The following is a 16,704-nucleotide window of genomic DNA, read 5'->3' on the forward strand; positions in this document are numbered from 1 at the left end:
GAGCCTGGCTACTCCGTGTCATGTACGACTACGTAGGGGCGTCCGGAGTGAAAACTCTATCGGCGAGGACGGTCAGACGTCGAGCAGGCCGCCGTCGGACGTCGTCTGGTTGTCCGATCCGTCGGGCGTGGGCGTCGCAGTCGGCGTGGGCGTCGCGGTCGGCGTAGGCGTCGCGGTCGGCGTGGCGTCGACGAGTCCGTCCGAGGGCGGCGTTTCGGTCGGCGTCGACGTCTCGGTCGGTGTCGACGTCTCGGTCGGTGTCGACGTCTCGGTTGGTGTCGACGTCTCGCCGTCTCCCGACTCGGTCGGCGTCCGCGTCGCAGTTCCGTCGTCTTTGTTGTCGAAGATGTCCGTCTCGAACGTCTTGGTGTACGTCAGCGCGTCCATAGGTATCCGAACCGTGGTGCCCCGAATCTCCAGTCGGAGATAGAAGTCCATCCGGAGCGTCGTCGTTTGATTCCGTTCGAGGTGGCTCACCCACCACTCGTCGATGGCGTCGTTCTGGATGTACGTCGTCGCCCGGAGGGTCCGCGTCGACTTCGGCGGGACGGTCCCGTACCCCTCCGTCGCTCCTTCGCCGACGCGGACGCCGTTCATGTCGATCGTGTAGCCGAGTTCGGCCACCGGGATCGGATAGGATTTGGGATTGTAGACGGTGAAAGACGTCCGGATCGGCGTCCGAGCCGACGTGACGTTCCCCCACTCGGCGCTGGTCTCGTTGACGTACATCACGGGGTCGGACACCAGCGGCTGATCGGCGTTCACCGGTCGGGTCTCCGTCGAGTTGAACCCCGAGAGGACGTCCGTATCGATCGACTTCTCGACTTTGGGCGCGCCGAACGACGCGCCGACGGCCGAGGAGTGAACGTCCGCGTGGACGGCGAGGGTCGTCTGTTCGCCGTTTCTAACGTGGCTCACCCACCACTGAGGGATCCGTTCGTTCGACAGATACGTCGTGAACGGGAGCGTCGACTGTCCGCTGCTCACGGCGACGCCGTCTTTGGTCCCGTTGGCCATCCTGATGCCGTTCATGTCGATGGCGTAATCGACCGTGAGGCCGCCGAGCGTCGCCCCGAACGGGTTCGGATTCGACACCTGAAGGTCGCTTTCGACGACCGTCGTCGACGCGTTGACGCCGCCGAATCGGTTGTCGACGCCCGTCACCGACGGCGCGCCGAGGATTCCGAGTGCGACCGCCGCGCCGACGCCGACGACGAGGAGCGCCACGCCGACGGCGATCACTCGACATCGGTTCGAGAGCAGGTCCGACAGCACCATGTCCGATGTCACGGCGGAGGTCGGGGTAACGTTTGTGGCAGCGGACGCGACGTCCGCCGGACGGGGGCGGCGAATCGAAGGCCGTCTCGCGACCCGACAGCCGAAAATATAAGTACGCGCCCTCGAACCCTCGACTATGGTGCGGAATACGGTTCAGACCGACAAGGGAATCGGCTTCGGCGCGTTGTTCTCCATCCTGGCCGTCGTCGGCGCTGTGGCGATGCTCGCCGCCCCCGGCCAACTCGGCAAGGCCGCCGGCTTCGCCGTCGCGATGATCGCCGCGTCGCTCGCCGTCGTCGGTGCCCAGGTGTACGGCTAGCGTTAGGGCGGGGAACTAACGGGTAATCGTTAATACCGTCAACCGTCTGAGGGGTGAACGATGACGGAATACACCGAAGAGGAACGGCGCATCCTCAGCCACCTCCGCGAGAGCGTCTCGCACGGTGAGCGGTATTTCCGGGCGAAGAACATCGCCGACGCCATCGGCCTGACGGCCAAACAGGTGGGGTCGCGCCTCCCTCGACTCGCCGAGAAATCCGACGACGTGGATATCGAGAAGTGGGGTCGCGCCCGGTCGACGACCTGGCGGGTAACCCGGTGTTAATCCCCGGATTTTTGTCGACTCCGGCAGACGTACCCCTATGACTGTTCGTATCCGGCGGACGTTCGAGTTCGACGTTCCGGGCGAACGCGTCTGGGAGTTCATCGCCGACCCCGGGAAACGCGCCGGAGCGATAAGCGTCGTCGACGACTTCGAGACCGACGACCGGTCGACGACGTGGCACGTCCGCCTCCCGATTCCCGTGTTGAACTCGACCGTCACCGTCGAGACGGAGGACGTGACCCGCGACGAACCCCGGTACGTGAAGTTCGTCGGGCGGTCCCGGGTCATGCACGTCACCGGCGAACACACGATCGAGGAGACGCCGGACGGCTGTCGCCTCCACAACGAGTTCGTCGTCGACGGCCGGTTCCCGGGCGTCGAACGCTACTTCGAGCGCCACCTCGACGACGAACTGGCGAACCTCGAAACCGCCCTGCGGCGCGATCTCGGACTCAGAGCATGAAACTCGCACTCGCACAACTCGACCAGACCGCCGGCGACGTCGATGGCAACCTGTCCCGAGCGGAAACCGCCATCGCCGACGCCGTAGATCGCGGGGCGGACCTCGTCGCCCTCCCGGAACTGTTCACCGTCGGCTACTTCGCCTTCGACTCCTACGCCCGCGACGCCGAGCCCCTCGACGGGCCGACGTTCGAACGCCTCGCCGCCCTCGCCGACGAGTACGACGTTGGCCTCCTCGCCGGCAGCCACGTCGAGGACCTCGACGCCAGCGCCGACGCCGGATTCTCGGTTCCCGACGAGGAAGGACTGGCGAACACGAGCGTCTTCTTCGACCGGACGGGAACGCGCCGGGCGGTCTACCGCAAACAGTATCTGTTCGGCTACCAGTCCGCCGAGACGCGGCTCCTGACGCCGGGAGAAGCCCTCGAAACCGTCGCGTTCGAGGGATTCACGGTGGGGATGACGACCTGTTACGACCTGCGCTTTCCCGAGCTGTATCGGCGGCTGGCCGACGCCGGCGCGACGCTGGTGCTCGTTCCGAGCGCGTGGCCCTACCCCCGGGTCGAACACTGGACGACGCTCCCGCGGGCGCGGGCCATCGAGAACCTCACGTACGTCGCGGCGATCAACGGCGTGGCCGAGTTCGAGGACGCGGAACTGCTGGGTCGGTCCGCCGTCTACGATCCGTGGGGGACGCCGGTGGCGCGCGCGGGCGACGACCCGACGGTGGTCACGACCGACATCTCCCCGGACCGCGTCGAGTCGGTCCGCGACGACTTCCCCGCGCTGCGCGACCGGCGGTGACGCCGACGCGGGCCGGAGGCTTTATTTGCATCACCGGGATAGATACTCGTGCCGACAGTCGACGCTTTTCTCGTCGAGTGTTGGCAGACACACCGCCAGCGTCTCAGGCTCGCCGGACCGCCCGCCGTCGGTCTCACAGGGACTTCCGGTCTCACCCCTCGCCCCCTCACTCGTCTTTCGTCTTGATGTCCGCCGAGAGCCCCTGAGCCATCTGTACCTCCGTCGAGTTGTTGACCGTCCACGCGGTGCGTTCGGTGACGGCCTCGATGACCTCGCGCGCGCTCGGATAGCCGTTCCCCGACTTCTTGACGCCGCCGAACGGTAACTGCACCTCCGCGCCGATACAGGGCAGGTTGGCGTACGCGAGGCCGACTTCGGCGTGGTCGCGGTAGTAATTGATCTCGCGGTAGTCCTCCGAGACGATGGCCCCCGCGAGGCCGTAATCGGTGTCGTTGTGTATCTCGACCGCCTCCTCGACGTCGCCCGCGTATTCGAGCAGGGCGACGTGCGGGCCGAACACCTCCTCGTGGGTACAGCGGAGATCTGCGTAGGGGTCGGCCTCGTAGACGAACGGCCCGACCCAGTTCCCGTCTTCGTGGCCGTCGGGAATCTCGTCGTCCGGGAGTTCCTCCCTGTCGACGAGGACGGTCACGTCCTCCGTTCGCGCGAGTTCGTTGTACCGCGCTACCTTCGCCACGAGGTCGTCGTCGATGAGCGGCCCCATGAACGTCGCCTCGTCCAACGGGTCGCCGACGGCCACCGACTCGGCGACGTCGACGAACCGCTGTTTGAACTCGTCGTAGACGTCCGTGTGGACGACGAGTCGTTCGGAGGAGACACAGCGCTGCCCGGTCGTCTTGAAACTCGACATCACCGCCGAGTGGACGGCGAGGTCGAGGTCGGCGTTCGCGGTGATCACGATGCCGTTCTTGCCGCCCATCTCGCAGGCGGCGAGTTTCCCGGGTTCGCCGCCGACCTTCCCTGCGATCTCGTGGCCGACTTCGGCCGACCCCGTAAAGAGGACGGTGTCGACGCGGGCGTCGTCGACGATGGCCGCGCCGGCGTCGCCGAACCCCTGGACCATGTTGAAGACGCCGTCCGGGATGCCGACGTCGTCGAACATCTCGGCGATGATCTGCCCGCACCAGGGCGTCTGCTCGGCGGGTTTCCAGACGACGGTGTTGCCCTCGACCAGGGAGACGGCCATGTGCCAGAAGGGGATGGCGACGGGGAAGTTCCAGGGCGTGATACAGCCGACGACGCCCCGCGGCTTGCGCCGCATGTACGCGTCCTTGCTGGCGATTTCGCTCGGGACGACGTCGCCGTGCGGGTGGCGGGCGTCGCCGGCGGCCCACTCGACCATGTGGAACGCCTCCACCACGTCTGCTCGCCCTTCGCTTATCTCCTTGCCGCACTCTTTCGTGACGATCTCGCCGAGTTCGTCCGTCCGCTCGCGGAGTTCGTGGTAGATGTCCCACAAATACTCCGCCCGGTCGACGTAGGAGAGTTCGCGCCACCCCTCGAACGCCGACTCGGCGGCCGCCAGCGCCGCGTCGACGTCGTCGGTCGTTCCGCGCCGGAAGGTCCCGAGCGACTCTCCCGTCGCCGGACTGACGCTCTCGAACGTCTCGGTTCCCGTCCCGTCGGTCCACTCGCCGTCGACGTAGTGCTGCGAGGCACCCGTGGTCCGTTCGCTCATACCGAGGAAGTTGTAGCCGAGGCGATAAAAACCTCCCCGCCCGGCCACATCGCGGTGCGGAGCGTGGACGGGAGGCGCGTTCCGACGGGATCGAACTGCACCGCCGACCGCGGACGGCGACCGGGAGTCGCGCGCCCGCAATGTTTGTACGTCGCCCGGCCCTCGTTCGGAGTAGTGAGTCCCGATGGTCGAGCAGATCTCCCCCGAACGCTGTACGACTGGCTTGACGCGCGGAAGTTCGCCCTCGTCGACACCCGCCCCGCCGAGAGCTACGACGCCTGGCACGTTCCGGGCGCGGCGAACTTCCCCTTCGGCCCGGACGAGTCATTCGACGAGGAGCGTCTGGCGACGTTTCGCCGACTGGCCGACGGGACGCGCCCCGTCGTCACCGTCTGTGCGAAGGGAGTCACGTCGCTCAGACTGGCCGAGCAACTCGAAGCGACGGGCGACTACGACGACGTCTACGCCGTCGACGACGGGATGCGCGGCTGGAGCCAGGTCTACGAGGCTGTGCCGGTGGAGGCGGCCGACGGCCTCGAACTGCTGCAGGTGCAGCGCGTCGCCAAGGGCTGTCTCGGCTACGTCGTCGGCTGTCGCGAGACCGGGACGGCCGCCGTGGTGGACGCGACGCGCCACGTCTCCGAGTTCGAGGACGCCGCCGACGCCGCCGGTCTGGAGATCGCGCACGTCCTCGACACGCACGTCCACGCCGACCACGTCTCCGGCGGCCGGCAACTGGCCGAACGACTGGACGTCCCCTACTACCTCGGTGCTCGCGCCGAGGAACGAGACGTCGCCTACGACTACGAACCGCTGGCCCGAAACGAGGTGCTCGACGTGGGGAACGTCGCCCTCAAGGCGCTCTACACGCCGGGGCACACGACCGAAGCCGTCAGCTATCTCGTCGACGGCGACGCCGTCTTGACGGGCGATACGGTGTTCGTCGACTCGACGGGACGGACGGAACTCGAGTTCGGGGCGGAAGGCGCACGAACGGGGGCCCGCCTGCAGTACGACTCGATCCACGGGACGCTGTTGAGCGAACCGGACTCGGTGACGGTCCTCCCGGGCCACGCGACGGTCCTCGACTCCGGGGAGTGGAAACACGCCACGCCCGGCGACCCCGTCTCGACGACGATCGGCCGACTCCGGACGTCGCTCGACGTGCTCGAACTGGACGAGGAGGCGTTCGTCGACTACGTTCGCTCCCACCTTCCCGAGAAGCCGCCGAACTACGAGGCGATCCTCGCGGTGAACCGCGGCGTCCTCGACCTCGGAAGCGACGCGGAGGCGACGGAACTGAGAGCTGGGACCGAACCGCTGTTCTGCGTCGTGATCACTCCGTCAGTGCCGTCCGAACGAACCCGGCGGTGAGGCTGCCGAGCGCGCCGACGACGCCGACGCCGACGCCGGTGGTAGCCAGGTCCGTGTTCGCCGTCAGCAGAGCGGCAGCGGCGAGAATCGCGCCGACCCCCGCCAGCGACTCGAACGTCGCCGCGACGCCGCCGAGTAGCGCATCCGTCTCCCCGAGGGAGGCTGGCACTCGCATCCTGTTTGACATTATCTATCGTGATATAAGCCAGTTCCGCCGGTCGGCGGTCGCATGGGCGTCGCCGCCATCGGCTTCGGTCCTCTCGTGGCGTGTGAGACGGTCGTAGGGCCACTCGCCGGGGTCGTGGTCGATCCGCACTTTGCCAGTTCGCTTTTACGTATCCGCGGCGAACTGTGACGAGATGACCCGTCTCCGGGCGCGTGGTCGCCAGCTGCTCACCGACCGATCGGCCCAGTCCGAGGTGGTCGGCTACGCACTCGTTATCGCTCTCACCCTCGTCGCCGTGACGTCCGTCCTCGTGTTCGGCGCGAGCGCTCTCGACGACACCCGCTTGCAGTCGGAGATGGACCGGGCGGAACAACAGATGACGCTGCTCGACTCTCGGGTGTCGACGGTCGCCCTGGGCGAGGCCGACCAGCAGTCCATCTCGGTCCCCACCAGCAGCGGCCAGTACGAAGTGGATTCGACCGCCGGAAGCGTCGAGATCACGCACATCAACTACGACGGAAGCGGATCCAACGCGACAATCCTCCCGGAAACCGACCTCGGGGCCGTCGTCTACCGCAGCGGCGACAGGAGCATCGCCTATCAGGGCGGTGGCGTCTGGCGGTCGGATTCGACGGGTGACAGTCGACTCGTCTCGCCGCCGGAGTTCCACTACCGCCAGGCGACGCTCACGTTCCCGATCATCGTCGTCAACGGCAACGTCGCCGGGTCGGGCGAGACTCGGTTGCGATTCACACAGACGGCGAGCAGCGTCCCGGTCTACCCGGCGAACGAGACGTATCCGAACGGCGACGAGTTCGAGAACCCCGTCGAGCACGGGCGCGTCCAGGCAACCATCCAGAGCGAGTACGCCGAGGGCTGGGCGGCGTACTTCCGCAGTCGGACGAGCGGCAACGTGACGATGGTCGACGACGAGACGGTCCGGGTCGAACTCGTCACAACCGGGACTCGGGGCGACTTCCGGATGCCCGCCGAGACGCAGTCGATCTCGCTCCGCGGGATGGACAGCGGCCACTCCCTCACCGACTTCTCTTTCACCCTGCGCCCGCAGGACACCGAGAGTTCGTCGTTTTCCAACCTCGACTGGTCGTTCTACGCGACGCAGGGCGACCGGGAGTTCGAGATCAACATCGAGGCGTCGGCGAACGACTGCGCCGAGGACGTCGCGCTCGCCATCTACTACAGCGAGGACGGCGGCGACACGCACCAGGGCTGGTACGACCCCGACGCCTTCCAGACCACCTGCGGCGAGGTGAACGGCAAACCCGCAGACGGAGACGAAATCTGGGTGAACGTCGATCTGGTGCCCCCGAACGGGAGCCACACGATGTCGTACCAGGGCGTCAAGAAAGACCTCGTCCACCACAAACGCGGCACGAACAACCTCGTCTCCGGGGCGTCGTTCACGCAACACCCCGCCGACCCCGGCACGTCGTACACGTCGGGCGATTCCGAGGACCTCGCGCTCATCACTCGGCACTACTTCGCGATGCTGGGACCGGACATCGACCTCGCCGTCGCCGACCGGAACAACGCGGGCATCAGCGAGACGGCGTCCAGCGGCTACGTCTACTACAACGGGAGCGGGAAGGTCATCACCTACCTCCACGTCACGCAGAACAACGTCACCGCGTCTACGAACTGAACCCAACGGCGATCCGCGTCGTGGTGACGTACAGTTCCTCGCTGTTGAACGTACAGGTGACCGTGCCGCCACTCACGGTACACGGATCGGCCGCGTTGGTGTGTGCGTCGTTCCAGTCGATCTGTTCCTCGAAGTACCTGTTCCACGCGACCGCCCGGTCGGGCGTCGTCTGGAGCCGCAGCGTCAACACGACCGACGAGGGGACCTCGCGCGCGGTCAACACCCGTGAGACGGTCCGGACGCCCCGGACGAGCACCGTCGAACTGCCGGAGACTCGGTCGACCGTCGACGACTCGGGTTCGATGTAATGGATGACCGTCCGCTCCTCGGAAATGAGGAAGTTCGGTTCCCGGAGCATCACCGCGCCGTCCCGCTGTGACCGGACGATCGCACCCCCTCGTAGACGATGTCGGTCTCCGATCCGGCGCTGAAGACGATCGGGCGGAATTCGGACGGATACGGATCCGCCTCGTCGCTCGCGTTCACCGAGAGGTCGACCGTCTCGGCGAGGGTCAGCGACGTCTCCGCGAGCTTGATCTCGGTCGCTCGGCTCGGTGCGCCGCCGCGCGCGATGTCGTCGAAGTTGTCCGCGAGGACGTCGAACGCGCGCTCGGCGTTGTTGATTCGTTCGTCGGTTCTCGCGTCTTCGAGCGTCGAGATCCCAAACACCGTCACGACGCCCACCGAGGTGATGATGAGCGAGAAGACGAGGACGAAGCCGACGACGTCGCTCACGGCGCGGTCAGGCACCGCGAACCACCACCTCCGCCGGCGCGGCGTCGGCGTCGTATTCGATGCGCAGCCGGCCGCCGCTGACGCGCGTCGGCAGCCGAATCGGGGTTCGGTGCCTGACGGTCACTTCGACCACGACCTCGGACTCGGCGGCGGTCAGCGTGAGGACGGCGACTTCCGGTAGCGTCGGATGCGCCCGGATTTCGACGATGTACGCTTCGCCGGCGATGCGTGCGGGCAGGTCGCTGACGAGGCTGACGTCGACGTCCGTCCCCGCGGTGACGAGTCGGTCGACCGTCGCGACGTCGCTCGCGAGTTGCTGGCCGGCGACTCTGAGACCCGTCCGGGACGCCCCGTCCCGCTGGTCTTCGAGGACGTTGCCGCCGGCCATGACCAGCCCGGAGATGAGGACGACCGAGATGCCGAGCGTGATGACGTAGCTGACCGTGACCGAGGTCGCGCGCTCCCCCTCACGGCGGACACCCCGCGTCGTCGCCATCAGTTTCGTGTTTCTCCGTCACCGAACGCCGATTGCCTGCGGCGTCGACGACCGTCGTCACGACCCGGTACTGGCTCACGTCGGGACCGGAGATCGGTATCACCGTCGAGACGCCGCCCGTTATCGACGTGTTCGTCGTGTTCTGCGTCCCGGTGGGGCTCACGAGCTCCACGCTGGCAGTCGAGAGCGCGCCGTTCGGATCCGTCGCGTTCACGGTCACCGTGAAGTCCCCGCTCCGTCGTCCGAGACGCTCAGGCTCTCGAATCGGGGGTCGGACGGCGGCGAACCGCGCTCGGCCGGTGCGATCCGCTCGTCCGTCCGATACGTGGTGGTCGTGCTCGCGAAGTCGAGGCGGATCGTCGTCGAGTAGACGGCCGGCGTCGTGTACGGCGTCGCCGTGGCGTTCGGCGCGTAAACGGGGTGCACTGGTTCCCGTTCGTCGCACGATTCGCCGACCTGCGAAGCGGCGTCTCCAGACGGTCCACCGTGAGCGAGTAGGTTCCGTTGGCGCGGTCGCCGTCGACGAACCGCACGTCGTACGCGCCCGACGGCGACACCCGCGTCAGCGGCCGGCAGTCCCGCCCGTCCGCGCGTTCCCGAAACACGTCGATCCGCCCGTTCGGGACGTCGCAGGTGCCGTACTCCCCGGTCGCGTACTCGTAGACGAGCAGTTGGGCGTCGCCCGTCGAGGAGTTGTTGTAGACGGCGACGGCGGTGGGGCTGCTGTCGTTGACGACGACTCGAAAGACCCCGTGGAGTTGCTCTGCAGGATGTTCTCGATGTCCGACGCCGACTCGCTCGGGAGGCCGGCCGAGACGTTGACGTCGAACACCAGATTCCGGGATTTCACGTCCGGTGCGACGGTCCACGTCGCGTTCCCGTTCCGCGGCGTCATGGTCGTCGACGCGTTGTCGTCGACGACGCGAGTCCCCTCGTAGCCGGACTCCGGCGTGACGTTCGTGTATCGCCCGTCGGTCACGGAGTAGTTGGTTCGAAGCCCGCGCCACGCGTCGAGGAGTCGCTCGTATTCGGCGTATCGGTCGGTGTAGTTCCGGTCACCGTTTCGGTTGACGTACTCGACCGCGTCGCCGACGCCTCGCTGGGCGTCCAGACGGTAGGTGACGGCGCTGTCGGCGTCGACGTTCGTCTGTCGCGTCGCCAGGTTCTCCGTGTAGATGACCGAGTTCAACAGCACGCTCAACAGCAGGAAGATCGTCGCCAGCGACAGCGCGCCGACGAGCAACAGCTGTGCGCGACTCCGATTCACATCCGCCATAGGACCACCTCCACCCGGATCACGTTGTAGAGCCCGGTCGACGACGTCGGCGGGGCGTAGAAGTTCCCCGTCCCGTTGACGGTGTTCGAGGTCGGCCGCTCGTGTTCGTCGTACAGCGCCTCGTCGTCGTAGAGCGTGACCGTTCGCGTCGCCGTCACGGCGTGGTCGCTCGCCTCGCCCCGGTAGATGAACTGCCGGCGCTCGATGCCGCTCGTCGTCTGGTAGGCGAAGTAGACGTTGAAGATGACGCCGCGCGGTTCGAACGCCCGGACGAGCATCCGTCCGAGCGTCGTGTTGTTCACCCGTCCGGTGGACGTGTACGCCACCTCGGGCGGGAGGTTGTGGAAACTGCCGGTGGTCGAGTTCCAGTACCGCACGGCCCGTTCGAGCGCCCCGTTCTCGCTCGCGGCCGTGAGGACGCCCTCTCCGGTCGCCAGCTGTTGATTCTCGATGTGCTGGTTCGAGGTACTCGCCGAGAGCGGCGTCACCGCCGTCACCTGCAGGGCGAAGACGACGCTCGCGAGGATCACGACCCCTGCGGCGACGGCTTCGAGCGTGTGTGCCTGTGCCCTCACGGTTACCACATCCTGACGAGGACGAACGCGTCACGGCCGTCGACGTAGACCGCTCGCCTGCTGACGACGTCCGCCCCGTCGGACGGGACCGAGTCGCCGGCGACGAATCTGGTTCGACAGGACGCGCCCGGTGCTTCGACGACGCGTCCCGCCGCGGTCCGACAGAGGAGGTCGCGAGTGCCGTCGCCGTCGGTGTCCTGGCCGACGATGCGGACGTTTATCCGCTGGCGGTCGTCCAAGCCCAGTCGCTCGCGAACGGTGAGTCCGCCGTCGAATCCGCAGGCGGTCGTCCCGTTGAAGAAGGCCTCGGTACACGTCTCGTTCAACAGATACGGCGTCTCGGGGCTGCCGAGCAGATCCTGGGCGAGCGTCGCCGCCGCCCGGTCGACGGTCGCTATCTCCTCCTGTGCGCCGCCGGTGAACGGCTGGAGGATGCCCGGAACGAACGCGATCGCGAACGCGACGGTGAGCAGAAAGACGCTCGCGCCGACGGCGTAGTCGATGGTGGTCTGTGCGCGCATCAGCCGACCACCAGCCATACCGAGACGGCGATCGTCTGCAGGACGACCACGAACTTGACGCCGGAGAGCAGGTCGGCCGTCCGGATGTAGCCGCTGATGAACCCCGAGAGGAGGGCCTGGATGGTCACTGCGTGGAAAAACAGCAGCGACAGCAGGTTCGTGTCGATGCCGCCGGCGAACTGCATCGAGCCGGCGCTCGAACCGCCGGACCCTGACGCCTGCTGGGTGAGCCCGGACATCACGTCGAGGAACTGCGTCTTCAGGATGGCCATCACACCCAGCAGCGTCAGGTAGGTCATGAGGATGATCGCCACCTGCATCCGCGTCCGGGAGCGCCGTTCCCGTTCGATCTCGTCCTGATTCTCGCTCGCCTGGGCGGCGGTCGTCAACACCTCCGAGATCTGGCTCGACGCCTCCTGTGCCTTGCTGATGAGCTTCATCGTTCGGGCGAGCCGCGGAACGTGGTATCGGTTGTTGAACTCGATTATCGCGTCTCGGAGACTCACCCCGTAGTTCACCTTCGCGTACATGATCTCGAACTCGTCGGCGAGCTTTCCGGAGGAGGTGTTAGAGACGGAGCGGATGGACTCGAGGAGCGTCTGGCCCGTGTCGTTCGCACTCGACAGTTTGCGGAGCGTGTCCGACAGGTTCCCGGTGACCGCCGTCCGGGAGCGGACGTTCCACTCGTAGAAGGCTCCGAGCGGGATCAACACCACGTACAGCGGGAGATAGACCCACACGAACGTCCCCCAGACGGGGGCCTGTATCATCCCGTCCCACGCGGTAGGGACGACGCCGGTCATGACGGCGATGGCGACCAAGACGAGCGCTGCCGGTACGGAAAACGCGAGCGTGAACAGGGGATTGTCGCGGAAGAAGTGGTGGGGGTGAGCGAGCAGTTGCTTCGTCTTGTGGGTCCCCTCGCGGGAGTGAATCCGGTCGAAGATGCCGAACTGGCCGACGTAGCTCTCGACGAGGCCGAGGTGGACGAGCCCCTCCTCGTAGCTCTGTTGCATCCGCTCGCTCCCGCCGGCCGGCTCGAGATAGCCGTCGCCCGGGTCGTCCTGTTTGACCGTCGAGACGAGGACGAGGAAGCCGACGCCCGTGAGCGGTATCAACACGTACACCGTCGCGTAGAGGAGCCGGTCCTGCGCCTCGCCGAGCATGCTCATGATGACCAGGATGATGATGAGCAACAGCGGGAACAGCGACAGCGTCATGTACATCTCGCCGAACAGTTCGAGGGTCTCCAGCGTGACCTCCTGTTCCTGCTTGGCGGTGCGCATGTGCTTTTCTTTCTTGTCGGAGAGAAACTGCTGCATGTCGCCGCCGGAGTTGATGATCGAGAGCATGTCCGCGAGGAACTGCGAGAGTTCGTCGCTCGGCGTCATCGTCGACTGTTTCTGGACGGCGTTCCGGTAGTCGGTGCCGAAGTAGTCCGTCTCCGCGACGATGCTCTGGAACTCCCGGGCGACCTCGCCGTAGGTGTCTTCGGCTTTCGCCATCGCCTGCAGGATCTCGAGTTGGTTCAGTCCGCCGACCGAGAGGGCGTACATGAACGACACCGAATCCGACAGGAGCATGTTTATCTCGCGCTTCCGGTCGGACGCCCGCGAGTAGGGGATGGCGACGAGCGTTCCGAAGCCGGCCGCGAATCCGATCGCACCGAAGAAGAGCCCGGTTATTCCGACGATCGCCGGAACCTTGATCCGTTCGATGATCCCCACGAGCGCCTCGCTCGGTATGTTCGCCGAGGTGCTGAACGTCTCGGACGAGACGATTCCGAGCGTGAACATCCCGTAGCCAAGGAGCGTCCCGGTGATCCAGAGGACGATCCCGACGAGGACGCCCACCGCCAGCGCTCGCGACAGATAGAGCTCCACCGTGTGTGGCATCCGCGCCTGTTCGAGTTTCGTCTCCATCTCCGTGACGAACTCCCCGTCGGCGTCGAACAACCACTGAAAGAGCGGGTAGAACAGGTCGCCGACGCTGCCCGCGCTCGACAGCCTCGATCCCGGTCCCGTGTCGAGGCTCATCTACTCTTCCTCGCGTTCGACGTCGCCGAAGCGCCACGCCTCGTCGACGCTGGCGTCGGTTTCGTCCGCCGATTCGTCGTCGTCGGCGTCGGCCGCCGGTTCGGCGTCGGTCGCGTCCCCCTCGTCGACGGCGGCGTCGGTCGCCGGTTCGGCGTCTCCGGACGCCTCCGTATCGTCGCCGTCTACCGATTCACCGTCTTCGGTCGAATCGGTGAAGAGTTCGGTCGGGTCGGAGAACTCGACCGTCTCCTCTGTGGACTGGCCGCTCGGCGCGTCGCCGGCGTTCGGGGTCACGTCGCCGGGCGCTGCCGCATCGCCCGTATCGATGTCCGAGAGCAGCGAGTCCGCCGACATCTCCGTCGCCTCGGCGACGACGTCCGGTGCCGTCTCCAGCCCCGTCAGGGCGGATTCGACGCCCTGTAGATCCTCTCCGCGGAAGTTGTCTAACACCTCCTCCTCGGCGCGGTCGAGGACTTGCTCGCACTCCTCGAGCACCGCCTCGCTCGGGTCGGGACGAGGGACCATCTCCTCTTTCTCGGGGTCGATGTCGATGAGGACGGACTCCATCTCCCGGAGGTCTTCGAGGCTCGCCTCGAGTTTGTCGTTGGCGACGAGCGTCAGAATGGTCTCCTCGTCGTTGATGAACGCCTGTAACGTCGCCGCCACCTGGGTGTAGGTGTTCAGCCCCTGGTCGATGAGATACGCGAGGATGACTTTCCGCCGGAAGAGTTCCTGGTCGAGTCGCGCGCGGGACCACCCTCGGTCGAAGCGAATCTGGTCGAGTGTGTTCGAGGCGCTCATCTTCAGGAACTCGTCGGTCTCCGCCTGCCACTGGTAGACGTCCTGGACGTTGATCTCGTCGTTCTCGGCGTCGTAGAAGTTTATCTCCGTGATGTTCTTGTTCCGGCGGACCTTCGATCCCTCGACGCGGGTCGACGCCTGGATGGAGACCAGATTCAGCGCCGTGAACATCGTCTTCGAGACGTTGATGGGGTCGGTCGTGAAGCGCTTGAGCACCTCGCCCACGGAGTCGGCGTGGAACGTCGTGAGCGTGGTGTGGCCGGTCGACATGATCTGGAACAGCGTCCGCCCCTCCTCCCCGCGCACCTCGCCCATGACGATGTACTCCGGGCGCTGGCGGAGCGCCGCCTCCAGCAGGTCGAACTCGTCGATGTCGCCCTTGCCGTCCTCGGAGAAGGACGGGCGGGTCACGGAGGCGATCCAGTTGCGCTGGGGGAGTTCCACCTCGCGGGTGTCTTCGATGGAGACGATCTTCGATTTCGAGGGGATAAAGAGCGACACCGCGTTCAGGCTGGTCGTCTTTCCCGAGGCCGTCCCGCCGGCGAACACCAGCGACTTCTGATTCTCGATACAGAGCCAGAGATACGCCATCTCCTCGAGCGAGAACGTCTTCCAGTTGATGAGGTCGACCGGAGTGAAGGGGACGTCCTTGAACTGCCGAATCGTGTAGTTCGTCCCGTGGCCCGACACTTCGCGGCCGAGCGTCAACTGAGCGCGGGAGCCGTCCGGGAGCGTCGCGTCGACCTGTGGACGGCGTTTGCTGATGCCTTTCCCGGATCGCTGGGCGAGTTTCACCACGAAGTCGTCGAGTTCCTCCTCGTCGTGGTAGATGTTCGTGATGATCTGCTCGTAGTCGCTGTGATAGACGAACACCGGCGAGTTGTAGCCGTCACACGAGATGTCCTCGACGTTGATGTCGTGTTTGATTGGGTCGATGCGTTCGTATCCGACGAAGTCGCGTTTGAGGTAGTAGAGTAGCTTCTCGACCTGATACTGCGAGAGCGTCTCGGGGTCCTGTTCGAGTATCGCGGGCTCCGGTCTGGCCGAGATGTGTCCGAGTTCGTCGGCGTCGTCGCTCGGCCCCTGCCAGCCGAGGCTCCCGAGCAGCCGTGCGGCCGTCCCCGTCTCCTCCTCGACGCCGAGCTGGTCCGCGATGGCGTCGAGGAGCCCCCCCCGACGCCCGTGAGTAGAGGTCGTAGCGCTCCAGCAGCGTGTACGTCTCGTCTTCGATGACCTCCTCCCTGCGGTCGACTTTCTCGTCGACCCCGCTCACCTCCGAGTACTTGATCGCCGTCTGGAGTTTCCCCGTCAGGAACTCGACGAGGTCCTCCTCGATCGGGTTCGTGTACGGCTGGACGGCGTAGTACTTGTGTTCGTTCTCCTTGACCGACCGGAAGATGATGATGAAGGCGTACGGTTTGTTCACCCAGTAGCGATTCACTTCCTCGAAGTGGAGTTTCTTCTCCTGTGGGACCGTCTTCTCCAGATCGTAGCGGTTGACGACGGTCGTCCCTCCGCGCGCCGTCGTGAAGAAGGCGTCCTCGTCGAACTCCTCGTTGACCGCCACCGTTCGGTGGTCCACGACGCCGTCGAGCACCTCGGCGTGGAGCGCTCCGCCCGCCAGCACGTTCTCGACGCGCTCCGGGTCGAATCCGAGCGCCTCCGTCCGGTCGACCGGCTCGTCCGACTGGTACTCCTGTTCGTAGTCCGCCCACGTCCACCGGTCTTTGGCGACGCGTCGTTCCGAGACGTCCATCGCCGACTGCGTCAGTCTGTCGAGGCTGCCGGCGACGTCGTGTGCGATCGCGAGGCGGGCCGGGAGTTCGTCCGGAGCGAAGCCCAGATACTCCTCCGGGTCGAGACCCGAACTCGCCAGCGGGTCGGCGTCGTCCGACTCGACTCCGTCTTCGGCGTACTCCTCGACGAACTCCGCCCACGTGTACTCCCCGGCGCGAACGGGGCCGTCGTCCCGTTGGCGACGCTCGGCTTCCGATGACCGACCTCCGCTCAGGTCACCGGATTCGGAGCCGTCAGCGTCGTCGATAGCCATGCTGTGGTATGGTTACTCCGCGCGTATAAAGCCTGTCGGCCTATTTAACCACCCGTTAAAACGTCTCGGACGGCGCGACGCCAGCGGGACGCGGCCGCCGTCGAGCATCTCCCACGGAGATTCGGGCTCGCAGCGTGGGTCTCACGCTCCGACTCGGAGCGACG

The 16,704-nt window shown here is 66.1% G+C and carries 18 protein-coding genes and 1 pseudogene; 6 read left to right on the plus strand and 13 right to left on the minus strand.

The window, feature by feature from the left end:
• Window positions 1-72: 72 nt before the first annotated feature.
• Window positions 73-1,278 (minus strand): LEA type 2 family protein, encoded by a 1,206-nt coding sequence (locus ACFQJD_RS04990; protein ID WP_379796584.1) that lies wholly within the window; start codon window positions 1,276-1,278, stop codon window positions 73-75.
• Between the two features lie 136 nt (window positions 1,279-1,414).
• On the opposite strand from ACFQJD_RS04990, the gene ACFQJD_RS04995 reads away from it, so the two are divergent.
• Genes ACFQJD_RS04995 through ACFQJD_RS05010 form a run of 4 tightly spaced genes read left to right on the plus strand, consistent with a single transcriptional unit; the run spans window position 1,415 to window position 3,148 of the window.
• On the plus strand, window positions 1,415-1,597 hold the full coding sequence (locus tag ACFQJD_RS04995; protein ID WP_379796586.1) for a DUF7525 family protein: 183 nt from the start codon (window positions 1,415-1,417) through the stop codon (window positions 1,595-1,597).
• 60 nt (window positions 1,598-1,657) lie between these two features.
• On the plus strand, window positions 1,658-1,882 hold the full coding sequence (locus ACFQJD_RS05000; RefSeq protein WP_379796588.1) for a DUF7123 family protein: 225 nt from the start codon (window positions 1,658-1,660) through the stop codon (window positions 1,880-1,882).
• A gap of 37 nt (window positions 1,883-1,919) precedes the next feature.
• Complete coding sequence (locus ACFQJD_RS05005; protein ID WP_379796590.1) at window positions 1,920-2,345, plus strand: SRPBCC family protein; 426 nt, start codon at window positions 1,920-1,922, stop codon at window positions 2,343-2,345.
• Entirely contained in the window at window positions 2,342-3,148 is an 807-nt protein-coding gene (locus ACFQJD_RS05010; RefSeq protein WP_379796592.1) for a carbon-nitrogen family hydrolase, read from the plus strand. The genes ACFQJD_RS05005 and ACFQJD_RS05010 overlap by 4 nt, the downstream gene beginning before the upstream one ends.
• A gap of 166 nt (window positions 3,149-3,314) precedes the next feature.
• Here ACFQJD_RS05010 and ACFQJD_RS05015 read toward each other — a convergent pair whose 3' ends face one another.
• The gene (locus tag ACFQJD_RS05015) at window positions 3,315-4,847 is read right to left on the minus strand and encodes an aldehyde dehydrogenase family protein (RefSeq protein ID WP_379796594.1); all 1,533 of its coding nucleotides are present in this window, start codon (window positions 4,845-4,847) and stop codon (window positions 3,315-3,317) included.
• 174 nt (window positions 4,848-5,021) lie between these two features.
• On the opposite strand from ACFQJD_RS05015, the gene ACFQJD_RS05020 reads away from it, so the two are divergent.
• Complete coding sequence (locus tag ACFQJD_RS05020; RefSeq protein WP_379796597.1) at window positions 5,022-6,221, plus strand: MBL fold metallo-hydrolase; 1,200 nt, start codon at window positions 5,022-5,024, stop codon at window positions 6,219-6,221.
• On the opposite strand, the gene ACFQJD_RS05025 is transcribed toward ACFQJD_RS05020, so the two are convergent.
• Window positions 6,184-6,396 (minus strand): hypothetical protein, encoded by a 213-nt coding sequence (locus ACFQJD_RS05025; RefSeq protein ID WP_379796599.1) that lies wholly within the window; start codon window positions 6,394-6,396, stop codon window positions 6,184-6,186. The two genes, ACFQJD_RS05020 and ACFQJD_RS05025, sit on opposite strands and share 38 nt — an antisense overlap.
• Window positions 6,397-6,580: 184 nt before the next feature.
• Here ACFQJD_RS05025 and ACFQJD_RS05030 point away from each other — a divergent pair, with 184 nt between their 5' ends.
• Window positions 6,581-8,050, plus strand: a complete 1,470-nt coding sequence (locus ACFQJD_RS05030) for a DUF7289 family protein (RefSeq protein ID WP_379796601.1) — start codon at window positions 6,581-6,583, stop codon at window positions 8,048-8,050.
• Here ACFQJD_RS05030 and ACFQJD_RS05035 read toward each other — a convergent pair.
• From ACFQJD_RS05035 to ACFQJD_RS05080, 10 genes and pseudogenes are all read right to left on the minus strand, one after another.
• Window positions 8,040-8,408, minus strand: coding sequence for a DUF7289 family protein (locus ACFQJD_RS05035; RefSeq protein ID WP_379796603.1), 369 nt, complete (start codon window positions 8,406-8,408; stop codon window positions 8,040-8,042). The genes ACFQJD_RS05030 and ACFQJD_RS05035 overlap by 11 nt on opposite strands.
• Window positions 8,408-8,800 (minus strand): DUF7289 family protein, encoded by a 393-nt coding sequence (locus ACFQJD_RS05040; RefSeq protein WP_379796605.1) that lies wholly within the window; start codon window positions 8,798-8,800, stop codon window positions 8,408-8,410. Before ACFQJD_RS05040 ends, ACFQJD_RS05035 begins: the two co-directional genes overlap by 1 nt.
• Window positions 8,793-9,281 carry a DUF7266 family protein gene (locus tag ACFQJD_RS05045; RefSeq protein ID WP_379796607.1) on the minus strand — a complete coding sequence of 163 codons (489 nt, stop codon included), beginning with the start codon at window positions 9,279-9,281 and terminating at the stop codon, window positions 8,793-8,795. The genes ACFQJD_RS05040 and ACFQJD_RS05045 overlap by 8 nt, the downstream gene beginning before the upstream one ends.
• Window positions 9,253-9,501: a hypothetical protein gene (locus tag ACFQJD_RS05050; protein ID WP_379796609.1), complete on the minus strand. Its 249-nt coding sequence runs from the start codon at window positions 9,499-9,501 to the stop codon at window positions 9,253-9,255. The genes ACFQJD_RS05045 and ACFQJD_RS05050 overlap by 29 nt, the downstream gene beginning before the upstream one ends.
• Complete coding sequence (locus ACFQJD_RS05055) at window positions 9,498-9,707, minus strand: hypothetical protein (RefSeq protein ID WP_379796611.1); 210 nt, start codon at window positions 9,705-9,707, stop codon at window positions 9,498-9,500. The genes ACFQJD_RS05050 and ACFQJD_RS05055 overlap by 4 nt, the downstream gene beginning before the upstream one ends.
• A 136-nt stretch (window positions 9,708-9,843) precedes the next feature.
• Window positions 9,844-10,557, minus strand: coding sequence for a hypothetical protein (locus ACFQJD_RS05060; protein WP_379796613.1), 714 nt, complete (start codon window positions 10,555-10,557; stop codon window positions 9,844-9,846).
• Window positions 10,545-11,132 carry a DUF7288 family protein gene (locus ACFQJD_RS05065; protein WP_379796615.1) on the minus strand — a complete coding sequence of 196 codons (588 nt, stop codon included), beginning with the start codon at window positions 11,130-11,132 and terminating at the stop codon, window positions 10,545-10,547. Before ACFQJD_RS05065 ends, ACFQJD_RS05060 begins: the two co-directional genes overlap by 13 nt.
• Window positions 11,133-11,134: 2 nt before the next feature.
• Complete coding sequence (locus tag ACFQJD_RS05070) at window positions 11,135-11,671, minus strand: DUF7287 family protein (RefSeq protein WP_379796617.1); 537 nt, start codon at window positions 11,669-11,671, stop codon at window positions 11,135-11,137.
• On the minus strand, window positions 11,653-13,689 hold the full coding sequence (locus ACFQJD_RS05075) for a type II secretion system F family protein (RefSeq protein WP_379796619.1): 2,037 nt from the start codon (window positions 13,687-13,689) through the stop codon (window positions 11,653-11,655). Before ACFQJD_RS05075 ends, ACFQJD_RS05070 begins: the two co-directional genes overlap by 19 nt.
• Window positions 13,690-16,540: pseudogene (locus ACFQJD_RS05080) on the minus strand (type II/IV secretion system ATPase subunit).
• Window positions 16,541-16,704: the final 164 nt, after the last annotated feature.

Source organism: Haloplanus sp. GCM10025708 (assembly GCF_042663985.1).
Taxonomy (GTDB): Archaea; Halobacteriota; Halobacteria; order Halobacteriales; family Haloferacaceae; genus Salinirarus; species Salinirarus marinus.